Source organism: Streptomyces sp. NPDC057280, from assembly GCF_042668605.1.
In the GTDB taxonomy this organism is placed as follows: Bacteria; Actinomycetota; Actinomycetes; order Streptomycetales; family Streptomycetaceae; genus Streptomyces.
Window position 1 is genome coordinate 66837 of record NZ_JBHUYR010000004.1, and the last position, 13832, is coordinate 80668.

At 71.3% G+C, this 13832-nt stretch carries 13 protein-coding genes and 1 pseudogene; 9 read left to right on the forward strand and 5 right to left on the reverse strand.

What is annotated here, in order from left to right; all coding sequences use genetic code 11:
• Positions 1 to 68: 68 nt before the first annotated feature.
• Both ACFUO4_RS24155 and ACFUO4_RS24160 read right to left on the reverse strand, forming a co-directional pair.
• On the reverse strand, positions 69 to 1166 hold the full coding sequence (locus tag ACFUO4_RS24155; RefSeq protein ID WP_383488085.1) for a HEAT repeat domain-containing protein: 1098 nt from the start codon (positions 1164 to 1166) through the stop codon (positions 69 to 71).
• Positions 1167 to 1333: 167 nt separating this feature from the next.
• The gene (locus tag ACFUO4_RS24160; protein WP_383488088.1) at positions 1334 to 2209 is read right to left on the reverse strand and encodes an undecaprenyl-diphosphate phosphatase; all 876 of its coding nucleotides are present in this window, start codon (positions 2207 to 2209) and stop codon (positions 1334 to 1336) included.
• 294 nt (positions 2210 to 2503) lie between these two features.
• Here ACFUO4_RS24160 and ACFUO4_RS24165 point away from each other — a divergent pair, with 294 nt between their 5' ends.
• The 4 genes from ACFUO4_RS24165 to ACFUO4_RS24180 are packed head-to-tail and all read left to right on the forward strand — an operon-like array spanning position 2504 to position 6142.
• Complete coding sequence (locus ACFUO4_RS24165) at positions 2504 to 3664, forward strand: Gfo/Idh/MocA family protein (RefSeq protein WP_079311522.1); 1161 nt, start codon at positions 2504 to 2506, stop codon at positions 3662 to 3664.
• A complete protein-coding gene (locus tag ACFUO4_RS24170) occupies positions 3661 to 4587 on the forward strand; it encodes a PmoA family protein (RefSeq protein WP_383488091.1) in 927 nt (308 codons plus the stop codon). The genes ACFUO4_RS24165 and ACFUO4_RS24170 overlap by 4 nt, the downstream gene beginning before the upstream one ends.
• A gap of 5 nt (positions 4588 to 4592) precedes the next feature.
• The gene (locus tag ACFUO4_RS24175) at positions 4593 to 5303 is read left to right on the forward strand and encodes a cupin domain-containing protein (protein WP_383488094.1); all 711 of its coding nucleotides are present in this window, start codon (positions 4593 to 4595) and stop codon (positions 5301 to 5303) included.
• A 50-nt stretch (positions 5304 to 5353) separates the two neighbouring features.
• The gene (locus ACFUO4_RS24180) at positions 5354 to 6142 is read left to right on the forward strand and encodes an alpha/beta fold hydrolase (protein ID WP_079311524.1); all 789 of its coding nucleotides are present in this window, start codon (positions 5354 to 5356) and stop codon (positions 6140 to 6142) included.
• Positions 6143 to 6154: 12 nt separating this feature from the next.
• Here the strand turns inward: ACFUO4_RS24180 and ACFUO4_RS24185 are convergent, their stop codons facing one another.
• Positions 6155 to 6625: a winged helix-turn-helix transcriptional regulator gene (locus ACFUO4_RS24185; RefSeq protein ID WP_383488097.1), complete on the reverse strand. Its 471-nt coding sequence runs from the start codon at positions 6623 to 6625 to the stop codon at positions 6155 to 6157.
• Between the two features lie 103 nt (positions 6626 to 6728).
• On the opposite strand from ACFUO4_RS24185, the gene ACFUO4_RS24190 reads away from it, so the two are divergent.
• Entirely contained in the window at positions 6729 to 7898 is a 1170-nt protein-coding gene (locus ACFUO4_RS24190; protein ID WP_079311526.1) for a thiolase family protein, read from the forward strand.
• Between the two features lie 85 nt (positions 7899 to 7983).
• Here the strand turns inward: ACFUO4_RS24190 and ACFUO4_RS24195 are convergent, their stop codons facing one another.
• Positions 7984 to 8751 (reverse strand): TVP38/TMEM64 family protein, encoded by a 768-nt coding sequence (locus tag ACFUO4_RS24195; protein WP_383488100.1) that lies wholly within the window; start codon positions 8749 to 8751, stop codon positions 7984 to 7986.
• 49 nt (positions 8752 to 8800) lie between these two features.
• Here ACFUO4_RS24195 and ACFUO4_RS24200 point away from each other — a divergent pair, with 49 nt between their 5' ends.
• The 3 genes and pseudogenes from ACFUO4_RS24200 to ACFUO4_RS24210 all read left to right on the forward strand — a co-directional run bounded on the left by ACFUO4_RS24200 (position 8801) and on the right by ACFUO4_RS24210 (position 11949).
• The gene (locus tag ACFUO4_RS24200; RefSeq protein ID WP_383488103.1) at positions 8801 to 9523 is read left to right on the forward strand and encodes a DNA alkylation repair protein; all 723 of its coding nucleotides are present in this window, start codon (positions 8801 to 8803) and stop codon (positions 9521 to 9523) included.
• A 288-nt stretch (positions 9524 to 9811) separates the two neighbouring features.
• The gene (tuf, locus tag ACFUO4_RS24205) at positions 9812 to 10981 is read left to right on the forward strand and encodes an elongation factor Tu (RefSeq protein WP_383488106.1); all 1170 of its coding nucleotides are present in this window, start codon (positions 9812 to 9814) and stop codon (positions 10979 to 10981) included.
• A 121-nt stretch (positions 10982 to 11102) separates the two neighbouring features.
• Positions 11103 to 11949 (forward strand): annotated as a pseudogene (locus ACFUO4_RS24210) (spermidine synthase).
• A gap of 108 nt (positions 11950 to 12057) precedes the next feature.
• Here ACFUO4_RS24210 and ACFUO4_RS24215 read toward each other — a convergent pair.
• Positions 12058 to 13095 carry a hypothetical protein gene (locus tag ACFUO4_RS24215; protein ID WP_079311529.1) on the reverse strand — a complete coding sequence of 346 codons (1038 nt, stop codon included), beginning with the start codon at positions 13093 to 13095 and terminating at the stop codon, positions 12058 to 12060.
• Between the two features lie 143 nt (positions 13096 to 13238).
• On the opposite strand from ACFUO4_RS24215, the gene ACFUO4_RS24220 reads away from it, so the two are divergent.
• On the forward strand, positions 13239 to 13676 hold the full coding sequence (locus tag ACFUO4_RS24220; RefSeq protein ID WP_079311530.1) for a DUF4442 domain-containing protein: 438 nt from the start codon (positions 13239 to 13241) through the stop codon (positions 13674 to 13676).
• The last annotated feature ends 156 nt before the right edge of the window (positions 13677 to 13832 follow it).

Consider the following 13832-nt stretch of genomic DNA (forward strand, 5'->3'; position numbering starts at 1 on the left):
AACGGCTACGCACAACGTATGTGATTGGTCACGGAGTTCACTGGGCGAACATGTTGAATTCCGTTTGGTCAGAGCAGGGCCCGGATGGCGTCGCGCTGGTCCGGCAGGCCGGCCTTCCTGAGCCAGAGGAACTTGTTGCCGATGTCCCCCCAGCATTTGTCATTGGCGGTGACGGCTTTCAGAAGCTCTCGTTGCGCGGCCGACAGCGGCAGGCCGGGGGTGTAGCCGGTGGGGAAGGCTTTGACGAGCAGCGGACCCCAGTCGCGGTCGACGGTGTAGTCGCTGGCGAGTGGTATCAGGGCCATGGCTGCCGGAGCCAGGTCCTCGAAAGCGTCGACGCGGTCGAGGACGGCCTTCAGGAGGGTGAAGCGGGGCCAGCCGTCGAAGTGAGGGAGTCGGTCGGGGAACCAGTGGTCTGCCTCGACCGGATTTCGCAGGGCTTCGAGCAGGACGGCGGTGGCGCGTGGGACATGCGCGCACCCGGTGGCCAGAGCGGCGCAGGTGCGCACGGCGGGATCTGGATCGTCGAGGAGGCCGGTGGTGTCCTGGCCCCAGGCGCCCAGGGCCAGGACCGCGGAGGCGCGTTCCCGGCGGCTGCCGTCCGCCGCGAGAGCGCTGCGCAGGCGGTGGGCGGCGTGCGGCACGAGCTCGCTGAGGTCGGGTGCCTTCAGAAGCAGGGTGACCGCTCCGAGGGCTGCCTCCCGGGTGTCCGGATGAGGATCGTCGAGGAACGGTGCGACTGCGTCGTAGAGCTCGCGCCGGATGCTCCGGCACGCCTGGATCGCTTCGCGCTCGTCGTCGTCCTCGCCGTCGTGCTCGGCCGCGTACTCGTCCTCGCTTCCGGGGTCCTCGCCGTAGGAGGCCGAGTCGGCGATGTTGCCGAGCCAGTCGAGCAGTGCGGCCCGCAGGGGCCGGGTCCGGTCGTCCCAGGGGAAGAAGCTCTCGTGCTCGGCCGACGTCCGGGGGTCGGTCAGGATCGCCGCGACGAACAGTGCGGCCGGCGCAGTGGAGGTGTACAGGGATCCCTGATGCAGTACGGACATGTCGAGCATGCCCAGTGCCTCGGCCTGCGCCTCGGGATCCTCGTTCAGCAGCTGGCACAGGTACGGCGGGGTGTCCTCGGCGCTCCCGTACGCGTGCTGCAGAGCGCCCCATTCGGTTGCCATGAGCAGCTCTCCGGCCGGCGAAGGCAGTCCGGACCAGAGGGGGGCGCCGCGTTCCTCGTCTCGATTCGTCACGTGCACACCCTGCCGGACGGCACTGACAATCGGTCGCACCGAGGTCTCCGCAGCCGGTGACGACCGCGATCCGTCCCTGTCGTGCCGCGGCTCGGTCAGCCCGCCGACTCCGCCGCGTGCGGACTGAGCGCGCCGACCGACACCAGCACGATGACCAGGATGCCGAGCGCGATGCGGTACCAGACGAACGGCATGAAGCTCTTGGTTGAAATAAACTTCATAAACCACGCAATTACGGCGTACCCGACCGCGAAGGCGACGATCGTCGCGAAGATCGTCGGTCCCCACTCCACATGGCCGCCCTCCAGCGCGTCCTTGGTCTCGAACAGGCCGGAGGCCAGCACGGCGGGGATGGCGAGGAGGAAGGAGTAGCGGGCCGCGGCCTCGCGGCGGTAGCCCATGAAGAGGCCGCCGCTGATGGTGGCGCCGGAGCGGGAGACGCCCGGGATGAGGGCGCAGGCCTGGCAGAGGCCGAAGATCAGGCCGTCCCGGACGCCCAGGTCCTCCAGGGACTTGCGCTGCGTGGGCGCCCGGTGCTTGCCGCCGGTCTCGTCGCGCGCGGCCATGCGGTCGGCGATGCCGATGACGATGCCGACCACGATCAGCATGGTCGCGGTGATGCGCAGATCGCGGAACGGGCCCTCGATCTGGTCTTTGAGCGTGACGCCGAGCACACCGATCGGGATCGAGCCGACGATCACCAGCCAACCCATCTGGGCATCGTGATCGCTGCGCATCGCCTTGTTCGTCAGCGACCTGAACCAGGCCGAGATGATCCGCCCGATGTCCTTGCGGAAGTAGATCAGCACGGCCGCCTCGGTGCCGATCTGGGTGATCGCCGTGAAGGCCGCCCCCGGGTCCTTCCAGTCGAAGAAGGCCGCCGTGAGCCGCAGATGCGCGCTGGAGGAGACCGGAAGGAACTCTGTGAGCCCCTGGACGAGTCCGAGGATGAGCGATTCAAACCAAGACATGAAGGTACGGAGTCCAAGCGCTGATCGTGGGAGGAGCGACGGGCACACCGAGCCGCCGGGCCACGGTGATCACAGGTGCGGAGGGCAGCCTAGCGTCCGGCGGTGACAGGCCCGCCACGGGGGCTTCGGGGGCAGGTGGTGACCAGGGTGTGAGAAGTGCCCGTGGCCCGGGGTACGACCTGTTGACCGGTCATAGTCCGGCCGCTTAGGTTGCTGCGGAGAGAAAGCGCTTGCTGGTCGGGTGGCAGGCGTCGGCGCCGTCCGCCGTTCGTAAGAGGAGTGCTGATCACGCCCATGTCCCCCCTCACTCCCCTCGACGGGCGCCGCATCCGGGTGGCCGTCATCGGTACCGGTGCCATCGCGCGCGACTCCCACCTGCCCGCGCTGGCCAGGCTCGCCGAGGAGGGCGAGACCGAGGTGGTCGCCGCCGTCGACATCGATGCCATGTCCGTCGAGAGCTTCTGCGCCGCGGGCGGCATTCCGCACGCCTACACCGACCTCGACCGCATGCTGCGCGAACAGCGGCCCGACCTGGTCACCATCTGCACCCCGCCCACCCTGCACCGCGAGCAGAGCATCGCCGCGCTGCGCGCCGGGGCCTGGGTCTGGTGCGAGAAGCCGCCGGTGCCGACGCTGGCCGACTACGCCGCGGTGGAGGCGGAGGAGGGCGTGGAGAGCGGTCCGTACGCCTCCATCGTCTTCCAGCACCGCTTCGGTTCGGGCACCCGCCATGTGAGCCGGCTGCTCGCCGAGGGCGCCCTCGGCCGGCCGCTCGTCGTCCACTGCCAGACCACCTGGTACCGCGACACCGCTTACTACTCCGTGCCCTGGCGCGGCCGCTGGGCGACCGAGGGCGGCGGCCCGGCCATGGGCCACGGCATCCACCAGATGGACCTCATGCTGGACCTGCTGGGCCCCTGGAGCGAGGTGCGCGCCATGGCCGCGCGGCTGGTGCACGACGTGGAGACCGAGGACGTCTCCACCGCCCTGGTCCGCTTCGAGAACGGCGCCATGGCCACGATCGTGAACAGCGTCCTGAGCCCCGACGAGGTCAGCCGCATCCGCATCGACTGCGAGCGCGCGACCGTCGAACTCACCCATCTGTACGGCCACTCCAACGCGAACTGGCACATCACCCCCGCCAGGGGGGTGCCGCGCGAGGAGGCCGGCGCCTGGCTGGACTTCGGCCCGGACGTGCCCAGTTCGCACCGGGAGCAGCTGCGCGAACTCGTCGCGAGCATGCGGGCCGGCGAACGCCCGCGCAGCAGCGGCGCCGACGGGCGCACCAGCCTCGAACTGGTCGCCGCCCTCTACAAGTCGGCGTTCACGGACGTCACGGTGAAGGCCGGCGAGATCGGTCCCGGCGACCCGTTCTACACGGCCATGCACGGCGACGCCCCCGGCTGGGCCCCGGCGGCCACCGCCCCCGTCGCCGGCGAGGGGGTGCCCGCATGAGCGCGCTGCGCATCGTCCACGCGCACGGCGACCGCATCACCGTCACCGACCCGGCCACCGGCGTCGAGCTGCTCGCGTACGTCTACCGCCCGGAGGCGGCCTGGGAGGCCCCCAAGCCGTACATCCACCCGCTGCGGACCCTGGCCGGGGACGTCGTCACCGACTACCGCCCGAACGACCACCGCTGGCACAAGGGCCTGTCCCTGACCGCGTCCCATGTCTCGGGCGCCAACCTGTGGGGCGGCAACTCCTATGTGCACGGCGAGGGGTACCTCGAACTCCCCGAGCGGGTCGGCTCGATGGCCCACGTCGCCTTCGACGAGGTCGCCGCGCACGACGACCGGGTCGTCATCGCCGAGCGACTCACCTGGCACCCGTACAGCGGCGAGCTGTGGGCCGACGAGCGGCGCCGGATCGAGATCCACGACGTTGACCCCGAGTCCGGCTCCTGGGCGCTGACCTGGACGAGCGCCATCACCAACCGGCGCGAGGAGCCGCTGGTCTTCGGCAGCCCGACCACCGCCGGACGTGAACTCGCCGGATACACCGGCCTGTTCTGGCGCGGCCCGCGCTCCTTTCGCGACGGCCGGATCACTGCCCCCGACGCCGAGGGCCCCGGTCTGCTCGGCGCCCAGGCCCCCTGGCTGGCCTTCTCCGGCGAGCACGACGGCACCGACGGCCACGCCACCCTCGTCTTCGAGCACGACCCGGAGAACGACCACCTCGGCACCCAGGGCACCCACCCCGCCCACTGGTTCGTCCGCAACGACCCGTTCGCCGGCGTGGCCCCCTCCTGGGCCTTCTACGACGAACTCGAACTCGCCCCCGGCGCCACCCTCACCCGCCGCTACCGCGTCGTCGTCGCCGACGGCGCCTGGGAGCGCGAGGAGATCACCAAGTACCTGCAGACCCACCCCTGGTGACCGGCGTGACCTCCTACGAAGGGCTCCCCGGCGGGGTCGCCGTGTCGCACCTGTGCGTCTACGACTGGCCCGCCGCCGACGGCCTGCACGGCGGAACGCCCCATCTGCACCTGGCCTGTTCGGAGGCGTACGTCGTCACCGGCGGCCGGGGCGCCGTGCAGACGCTCACGACGTCCGGGTACGAGGTCACGCCCCTCGTGCCCGGCACGGTCGCCCGGTTCACGCCGGGCACCATCCACCGGCTGGTCAACGAGGGCGAGCTGCGGGTCACCGTCCTCATGCAGAACAGCGGACTGCCGGAGGCCGGGGACGCGGTGCTGACGCTGCCCCCGGAGTATCTGACCGACCCCGAGACGTACGCCGCCGCGACCACGATCCCGGCGGACGCGCCCGAGGCGGAGCGGGAGCGGATCGCCCGGGCCCGGCGCGACCTCGCCCTGGAGGGGTACCGGCTGCTGCGCGAGGCGGACGGCCCCGAGACACTGGCCGCATTCCACCGGGCCGCGGCCGACCTCGTACGGCCTCGGCTCGCCGCATGGCGGGAGCGCTGGCGTGCCGGTGCCGCGGCCGCCGCGGCGGCGACGGAGGAGCAGCTCGACCGTCTGGAAAGGGGCGACGTCTCGCATCTCGCGGACGCCGTCGTGCGGTCCGAACAGCCCTCCGAGCGCGGGAAGTTCGGGATGTGCGGGCGGCTGGACGTCTACCGGGGCGGCTGAGAATCGCGGTCCGTCGCGACATCGGCGGTGCCCACGTCTAGCCTGGAGACATGGCGACGGTGCAGGTGGGCGGCGTGGAGATCGCCTATGACCGCGTCGGCCAGGGACCTTTGCTGGTCCTCGCGCACGGCGCCGGGGACGCCGCGCGGATATGGCGGCCGCAGCTGACCGGACTGGCCGACGAGTTCACGGTCGTGGCATGGGACGAGCCGGGCGCCGGACGCTCCTCCGACCTGCCGCCCGGCTTCACCCTCGCGGACTACGCCCTCTGCCTCGCCGCGGTGATCGAGGACGTGGGACTCGGCCCGGCCCACGTCGGCGGACTCTCCTGGGGCGGAACGGTCGTGCTGGAGCTGTACCGGCACCGTCCGGACCTGGTGAGGACCCTGCTGCTGGCCGACACCTACGCCGGCTGGAAGGGCTCGCTGCCGCCCGAGGAGGTGGCCCGGCGGGTCGAAGGGGCACGACGGATGCTCGACGTGCCTCCCGAGGAGTTCGACCCGACGCTGCCCGGACTCTTCGCGGGGAGGCCGCCCGTCGAGTACGTGCCGCTGCTCGACTCGCTGGCACAGGACGTGCGCCGGGCGACCTTGGGGGCGCAGCTGCTGCTGATGGCCGAGACGGACCAACGGGACCTGCTGCCCCGGATCGAGGTGCCGACCCTGCTGCTGTGGGGCGAGCTCGACGAGCGGTCGCCCCTGGAGGTCGCCCACGCGTTCGAGGCGGCGATCCCGGACACCGAGCTCGTGGTCCTGCCCGGCGCTGGGCACGTCAGCAACCTCCAGGCGCCGGAGCACTTCAACCAGGCCGTCCGCGCGTTCTGCCGCGCGCACGGCTGACCGGCCGCGTCCTCACGCCGCCGTCGGCCCCGCCACGGTCCAGCCCGGGACCTGCGGATGGGCGCTCAGGTCCTCGTGGCGCACGGCCTCGCCGCAGGCCCGGCAGGTGACGACCGGGAGCAGTTCGTTGCCGCAGGAGTGCTCGATGACCATGGGCCGGTTGTCGTCCCCGCGCAGATGCCGGTCGCCCCAGGCCATGAGGGTCACCAGGACCGGCTCCAGCTCCAGGCCCGCCTGGGTGGGCCGGTACTCGAAGCGCTGCGGCCGCTCGCTGTAGGCGCGCTTTGTCAGGATCCCGGCGTCGACGAGCCGGCGCAGGCGGGTGGCGAGGACGTCGCGCGGGGCGCCGATGTTGCGCACCAGCTGGTCGAAGCGGCCGTTGCCGAGGCACACCTCGCGCAGGACGAGCAGGGAGTACTTCTCGCCGACGAGCGCCAGGGCGTCGGCGATGGAACAGGGGCGCGGGTCTTTGGTGGCGGCCATGAGCCGATTCTAGGGGAGGGTTTGATTTTCCAACTCACAGAGCTATGGTGAGTTCGGATTTCCTACTGACCAGTAGCTGTCTGGTGACCGCGGAGGCCGCACCATGCGTGACGCAGTGATCGTCGAAGCCGTACGCACCCCCATAGGCAAGGGCAAGCCGAACGGCTCCCTCGCCCACGTCCACCCCGTCGAGCTCCTCGCCCACACCCTGCGCACCCTCGTCGAGCGCTCCGGCGTCGACCCGGCCCTGATCGACGACGTCATCGGCGGCACCGTCGACCAGGTCGGCGAGCAGGCCATGAACACCACCCGCTACGCCGTCCTGTCGGCGGGCTTCCCGGAGACGGTCCCGGCGACCACCGTGGACCGTCAGTGCGGCTCCTCCCAGCAGGCCGTGCACTTCGCCGCGCAGGGCGTGATGTCGGGCGCGTACGACCTCGTCGTGGCCTGTGGCGTGGAGTCGATGAGCCGCGTGCCGATGTGGTCCAACGTGCCGCCCGGCAAGGACCCCTTCGGCCCCGGCGTCGCCGAGCGCTACAAGGAGGGCCTCGTCCCGCAGGGCATCAGCGCCGAGCTCATCGCGGCCAAGTGGTCGATCACCCGCGAGCAGATGGACGCCTTCGCGGTGTCCTCGCACCACAAGGCGGCCGAGGCGTGGACCGCGGGCCTCTTCGACGCGGAGGTGGCTCCGCTGGACGGGGTGGCGCGGGACGAGTGCGTACGGCCGTCCAGCACGGTCGATGTCCTTGGCGGGCTCAAGCCGGCGTACTACGACCCCGGGTTCGCCGAGCGGTTCCCGCAGATCGAGTGGAACGTCACGGCGGGGAACGCGAGCCCGATCAACGACGGGGCGTCGGCTGTGCTGATCACGTCGAGTGAGACGGCTGCTCGTCTCGGGTTGCGGCCGTTGGCGCGGCTGCACAGTTTCGCGGTGACGGGGTCCGATCCGCTGCTGATGCTGACCGGTGTCATCCCGGCCACGGAGAAGGTGCTGCGCCGGGCCTCACTGTCGCTGGACGACATCGACCTGTTCGAGGTCAACGAGGCTTTCTCCAGCGTGGTGTTGGCCTGGCAGCAGGAGACCGGGGCGGATCTGGGCAAGGTCAATGTGCACGGGGGCGCCATCGCGATCGGGCATCCGCTGGGGGCGAGCGGTACGCGGCTGACGACGACGTTGGTGCATGCCATGCGGGAGCGGGGCGCGCGATATGCGTTGCAGACCATGTGTGAGGCGGGGGGACTCGCCAACGCCATGGTGCTTGAGCTCGTGTGAGCGGCTGCGGGGCTGTGAGTGCTGGTCGCGCCCACGCGGCGGAGCCGCACATCGGCACAGCCCCGCGCCCCTAAGGGCGTTGTCCTTACCGGCCCCGCAAGTGATGCCGCTTGCGCCAGGCCACCACCGCGCCCGCCAGCGCTGGTACGGCGATCGCCGCCATCGCGATCAAGAACGCCGGGGACGTCGGTGTCGACGCGCGTGACCCCGCCACCACGTACGCCGCCGTGTTCGGGATCGAACCCAGTGCCGTCGCCAGGAGGAACGGGACGTAGCCCATGCGGGAGACCGCGGCGCAGTAGTTCGCGGCGGCGAAGGGGACGCCCGGGAAGAGGCGGATCGCCAGCATGGAGCGGAAGCCGTGGCGGCTGAGCTGGCTGTCGGCGCCCTGGAGCAGGCGGCCGCGCAGCAGCGGGCGGAGCGCGTCCTGGCCGAGTACCCGGCCCAGGGTGAAGGCGAGGCCGGCGCCGAGCACCGTGCCCGCGAGGGCGGCGCCGATGCCCAGCTGGGAGCCGAACAGCGCGCCGGCCGCGAGGTTCAGCAGGGGGCGCGGTACGAACGCCACCGCGCACAGGCCGTACGCCCCGGCGAAGACCAGCGCCGCGGCCGCCCCGCCCAGCTGGGGTGGCCAGCCGTCCGCCAGCAGCCGCTGTGGCTCGAACAGCAGCACGGTCGAGGCGGCCGCCACGAGCAGCGCGACGAGGAGGGACAGCCGTGACCAGGGCGAGAGCAGCACTCTCGTCCAGCGGGTGGCGAGACCTGCCGGGACCGGTGCGGTGAGCGCGAGCTCCGTGGCGGCGGCCGGGGGAGTGGCCGTGGCGGTGCCCCCAGAGCGGGTGGTGGCATCGAGCATCCGGTGACACTAACCGACCGATGTGTGTGATCGCCGTATGGTTCGTCTCATGAGCGTCACAGGTGTGGGATCTCCCTCACTGCCGCGCAGCACTCTTGCGGACACCGTGCTGGAGCGGCTCACGGCCGCCTACGGGGCGGCGGCCGACCCCGCGCGGGCCGTGCCCATGCGGGCGTACATGAAGGACGTGGCCCCCTTCCTGGGTCTGACCACGCCCGTGCGCCGGGCGTTGTCCCGCACCGTGGTGGAGGGCACGCCCCGCCCCGACGAGACCGACTGCACGGCCATCGCGCTGCGCTGCTGGCGGCTGCCCGAGCGCGAGTACCAGTACTTCGCCGTCGACTATCTGCGCCGCCACGCGCGCGTGCTGACGTCCGGTTTCCTGCCCGTGGCCCGCCACCTGGTCTCCACGGTCCCCTGGTGGGACACCGTGGACCTGCTGGCCGCGCACGTCGTCGGCGCCCTCGTCGCGGCCGACCCGGCGCTGACAGCGGACATGGACGCCTGGATCGTCGACGACGACCTGTGGATCGCCCGCACCGCGCTGCTCCACCAACTCCGCTACAAGGAACGCACCGACACCGAACGCCTCTTCACGTACTGCCTCCACCAGTCAGGACACCCCGACTTCTTCATCCGCAAGGCCATCGGCTGGGCACTGCGCGAGTACGCCAAGACCGACCCGGAGGCCGTACGGAGCTTCCTCGCGCGGGAGAAGGGCCGGTTCGCGCCGCTGTCGGTGCGGGAGGCGTTGAAGAACATCGGGGCATGAGCAGTTCGGGGCATGAGGAGTAGCGGGGCCTGAAGTCGCGTACGGGGGAAAATCGTTCGACGTCGGGCCGGGCGTCGGCAATGATCGACCCCATGTTCCGGCACGCCTTCCTCCTCGCAGCATCCGCAGTCGCGGATGCGCCGAAGGCTGCCGTTCCCGTCTTTCTGACAGCCGTCGACGGCGCCCGAAGCTGACCCTCTCCGGATCGTCCGGCGGACCCCGCAGGGGGAGGGTCGGCACGTCCTTGGGGTCCCCGCTTTCCTGACGAAGAGACTTCGAGGTACAGCCATGCCCAAGACGGCATACGTACGCACCAAACCGCATCTGAACATCGGCACCATGGGCCATGTCGACCACGGCAAGACCACCCTGACCGCCGCCATCACCAAGGTTCTCGCCGACCGCGGCGCCGGCACCTTCGTCCCGTTCGACCGCATCGACCGGGCCCCGGAGGAGGCGGCGCGCGGCATCACCATCAACATCGCGCACGTCGAGTACGAGACCGACACCCGGCACTACGCCCACGTGGACATGCCCGGCCACGCCGACTACGTCAAGAACATGGTCACCGGCGCCGCGCAGCTCGACGGGGCGATCCTCGTCGTCTCCGCGCTCGACGGGATCATGCCCCAGACCGCCGAACACGTCCTGCTCGCCCGGCAGGTGGGCGTCGACCACATCGTCGTCGCCCTCAACAAGGCCGACGCGGGTGACGAGGAGCTCATCGACCTCGTCGAGCTGGAGGTCCGCGACCTGCTCACCTCGCAGGGCTACGGCGGGGACACGCTCCCTGTCGTACGGGTCTCCGGGCTCAAGGCACTGGAGGGGGACCCGCGGTGGACGGCGTCCATCGAGGCGCTGCTCGACGCGGTGGACACGTATGTGCCCATGCCGGAGCGGTACGTCGACGCGCCGTTCCTGCTGCCCGTCGAGAACGTGCTCACCATCACCGGCCGGGGGACGGTGGTCACCGGTGCGGTGGAGCGGGGGACCGTGAAGGTGGGTGACCGGGTCGAAGTGCTCGGCGCCTCCGTGGACACCGTGGTCACCGGCCTCGAGACCTTCGGCAAGCCCATGGAGGAGGCGCAGGCCGGGGACAACGTGGCGTTGCTGTTGCGGGGCGTTCCACGGGACGCGGTGCGGCGTGGGCATGTTGTCGCCGCACCGGGGTCCGTCGAGCCGCGGCGGCGGTTCTCGGCGCAGGTGTACGTGCTGTCCTCGCATGAGGGTGGGCGTACGACGCCGGTCGCGACGGGGTACCGGCCGCAGTTCTACATCCGGACCGCGGATGTGGTGGGCGACGTGGACCTCGGTGAGGCCGGGGTCGCTCGGCCCGGGGAGACGGTGAGCATGACCGTCGAGCTGGGACGGGAGGTGCCGCTCGAGCCCGGGCTCGGGTTCGCCATTCGTGAGGGTGGTCGGACCGTGGGGGCGGGGACCGTGACCGCCGTCGTGTGAGGGTGGCTGGTGCGCGTGGGGGACTGCGGGCCGTTGTGGCTGGTCGCGCCCACGCGCGGAGCCGCAGACGGACACAGCCCCGCGCGCCTTCAGGGGCGTGCAGCGCAGGCAGAATGGACAAGTGACCGAAGCCATCCCCGTCGCCCGTGCCGTCGATCACGGGTTCGCCAAGCTCATGCCCGACGTCGATCGCGAACGGGCCTGGCTGCTCACCGTCGACGGGGCGCCTCAGTCGTATGTCGACCTGGACGAGCCGACGCATCTCGAGTTCGAGTACGCGCGTCGGCTCGGCCATGTCCTGGATCTCGTGGCCGACCCCGGACAGCCACTGGACGTGCTGCACCTCGGTGGGGGAGCGCTGACCCTGCCCCGCTATGTCGCCGCCACCCGGCCGGGCTCCCGACAGGACGTCGTCGAAGCCGATCAGGGGCTGCTGGAGCTGGTGGTCGACCATCTTCCGCTCGCCGACGGCTCCGGCATCGCGCTGCACGCCGCCGACGCCCGCACGTGGCTGGAGGGGGCGCCCGGTGACTCCGCGGACGTGCTCGTCGCCGATGTCTTCGGAGGCTCGCGGGTGCCCGCGCATCTGACATCCGTGGGGTATGCGCGGGAAGCGGGGCGGGTGCTGCGGGACGGGGGCGTCTACCTGGCCAACCTCGCCGACGCCGCGCCCTTCGCGTTCCTGCGGTCCCAACTGGCGACCCTGGGCACGGTGTTCGATGAGCTCGCGCTCATCGCCGAGCCGGGGGGTGCTGCGCGGGCGGCGGTTCGGGAACGCCGTGGTCGTCGCCGCCCGGCATCCCCTCGACACCGCCGCGCTGGCCCGCCGCACCGCCGCGGACGCCTTCCCGGCCCGGGTCGAGCACGGGGACGCCCTGCGGAGGTTCACCGGCGTCGCGCGGCCGGTGCGGGACGAGGACGCGGTGCCGTCACCCGAGCCCCCCGACGGCACGTTCGGCATCGGCTGAAGCCGCGCCGGCGGGCTGTGTCAGCACCGTCCTGCTGCCGGTCTCACCGGCCGCGTGTCCCCGCCGCCGCCCCCCGCCCGCCCGGCGAATTCCGGCCGGTCCCGCCGGTCACTCCGTGGGTTCGCCGTGCAGTCGTACCGTCCCGAGGATCTTCATGATGGTGGAGTCCGGGAGTTCGTCCTTCACGCCCGTGGCGCCGTAGAGGCTGAACGCCACGAAGTCGCCCGCGGAGTTCTTGAACCCGAACGTGACCGCCTTGCCGTCGGTCGCGCACTTGCCCTTGCGGGGCGTGTTCTTGGAGCGGGCCCAGGCGATACTGCCCTCGACGCCGGACGTGGTCGTGAACGCCTTGGCCTTCTCGTCGTACGTGATGCTCTTCTTGTCCGGCTGCGTGTAGCCGCCGTACACCCACCACGGCACCTGGTTGACCGCGACCTCGGCGGTGTCCTTGGCGCCGTTCGCGCCCTTGGTGCCCGCGGTGGCGAGGGCGGTGTCCCCGGTGTCACCGTTCTTGTCGTCGTCGGAGGTGCACCACTTCTCCTTGAGGTACGCCGGCGCCGACATGGTGATGATGGGCTTGTCGCCGGCCTTGGCGTCGTCCTTCTCGAAGCCGATGAGCATGCCCGGCGACTCGACCTTCCAGTCGGCCGGTACGTCGAAGGCGGTGCCCCACTTGGGGTTGATGACAACCTTCCAGCCCGGGATCGTCGCCTTCTCCGCCTCGCCGCCGCGCGGATTGTCGTCCGAGCCCGAGGCGGAGGCGCTCGGGTCCGTGGCGTCGGACTCGGACGGGGCCGCCGACCGGCCGCCCTTGCCCGAGCCGCCGTCGGCCTCGTCGTCCTTGTCGCCGCCGAGCACCAGGAACCCGGTGACACCGGCGGCCACGACGACCGCGAGGGCCGCGACGATCGCGGTCACCTTCGTACGGTTGCCGCCCCCGCCGCTGCCGCCGCCCTGCGCGGGCTGCGGAACGCCCGGGGCGTCCCACTGCGTCGGCGGCTGCGGCGGCTGCTGCGCGTAGGGGTTGGGCTGCTGGTAGCCGGGCTGCTGGTAGGGATTGGGTTGCTGGTATCCCGGCTGCTGGTACGGGTTGTTCTGGTCCTGCGGGTTCTGCTCGCCCCCGGGCGGCTGCTGTCCTGGCCACATGGGAGGCCACCTTAGTGGCGCCTGTGCATCGGTTCGGTCACCGACCCTTGTCAGGGACGTAGCAAGCAGAACCGTAGTCGTCGCGCGGCTCTGGCCAGCAAACGCTACTCGTGGGTAACATGCTCGTCATGAGCGCAGACCAGATGTCCATCGGCGAGATGCTTGCCGCCACGGTGCCCATGGCCCGGACCCTGAACCTCGAGTTCCTGGAGACCACGCCGGAGAAGGCCGTGGTCTCCCTTCCGGATCAGGGCGAGTTCCACAACCACGTGGGCGGCCCGCACGCCGGGGCGATGTTCACGCTCGGTGAGTCCGCCAGCGGTGCGATCGTGCTCGCCGCGTTCGGGGACCAGCTCTCGCGCGCCGTGCCGCTCGCGGTCAGCGCCGAGATCGCCTACAAGAAGCTGGCCATGGGCCCCGTGACGGCCACCGCGACGCTCGGGCGTCCCGCCGCCGACGTCGTCGCCGAGCTGGACGCGGGGGAGCGCCCCGAGTTCCCGGTGGCGATCGAGATCCGGCGCGGCGACGGTGCGGTGACCGGTGAGATGACCGTGCTGTGGACGCTGCGTCCCAACAGCTGAGCTGCGGCCCATAGCGGACAGAAGGGGTGGACCCGGGGGCCGGGGGCGGGGCACCCCGTTGGCCAGCGCATCCGGCGGGCGCGGGGGGGCGGGGGGTGAGTTGGTGCGCCCACCCCCCCCGCGTGGCCCCCACATGAGGTGGTGTCTCTTATAAAC

Excerpts from the sequence above, each read along its gene's own strand:
- ACFUO4_RS24160 (WP_383488088.1), bottom strand. The coding sequence starts at position 2,209 with ATGTCTTGGTTTGAATCGCTCATCCTCGGACTCGTCCAGGGGCTCACA.
- ACFUO4_RS24190 (WP_079311526.1), top strand. The coding sequence starts at position 6,729 with ATGCGTGACGCAGTGATCGTCGAAGCCGTACGCACCCCCATAGGCAAG.
- ACFUO4_RS24195 (WP_383488100.1), bottom strand. The coding sequence starts at position 8,751 with ATGCTCGATGCCACCACCCGCTCTGGGGGCACCGCCACGGCCACTCCC.
- ACFUO4_RS24155 (WP_383488085.1), bottom strand. The coding sequence starts at position 1,166 with ATGGCAACCGAATGGGGCGCTCTGCAGCACGCGTACGGGAGCGCCGAG.
- ACFUO4_RS24165 (WP_079311522.1), top strand. The coding sequence starts at position 2,504 with ATGTCCCCCCTCACTCCCCTCGACGGGCGCCGCATCCGGGTGGCCGTC.
- ACFUO4_RS24170 (WP_383488091.1), top strand. The coding sequence starts at position 3,661 with ATGAGCGCGCTGCGCATCGTCCACGCGCACGGCGACCGCATCACCGTC.
- ACFUO4_RS24220 (WP_079311530.1), top strand. The coding sequence starts at position 13,239 with ATGTCCATCGGCGAGATGCTTGCCGCCACGGTGCCCATGGCCCGGACC.
- ACFUO4_RS24180 (WP_079311524.1), top strand. The coding sequence starts at position 5,354 with ATGGCGACGGTGCAGGTGGGCGGCGTGGAGATCGCCTATGACCGCGTC.
- ACFUO4_RS24215 (WP_079311529.1), bottom strand. The coding sequence starts at position 13,095 with ATGTGGCCAGGACAGCAGCCGCCCGGGGGCGAGCAGAACCCGCAGGAC.
- ACFUO4_RS24185 (WP_383488097.1), bottom strand. The coding sequence starts at position 6,625 with ATGGCCGCCACCAAAGACCCGCGCCCCTGTTCCATCGCCGACGCCCTG.
- ACFUO4_RS24200 (WP_383488103.1), top strand. The coding sequence starts at position 8,801 with ATGAGCGTCACAGGTGTGGGATCTCCCTCACTGCCGCGCAGCACTCTT.
- tuf (WP_383488106.1), top strand. The coding sequence starts at position 9,812 with ATGCCCAAGACGGCATACGTACGCACCAAACCGCATCTGAACATCGGC.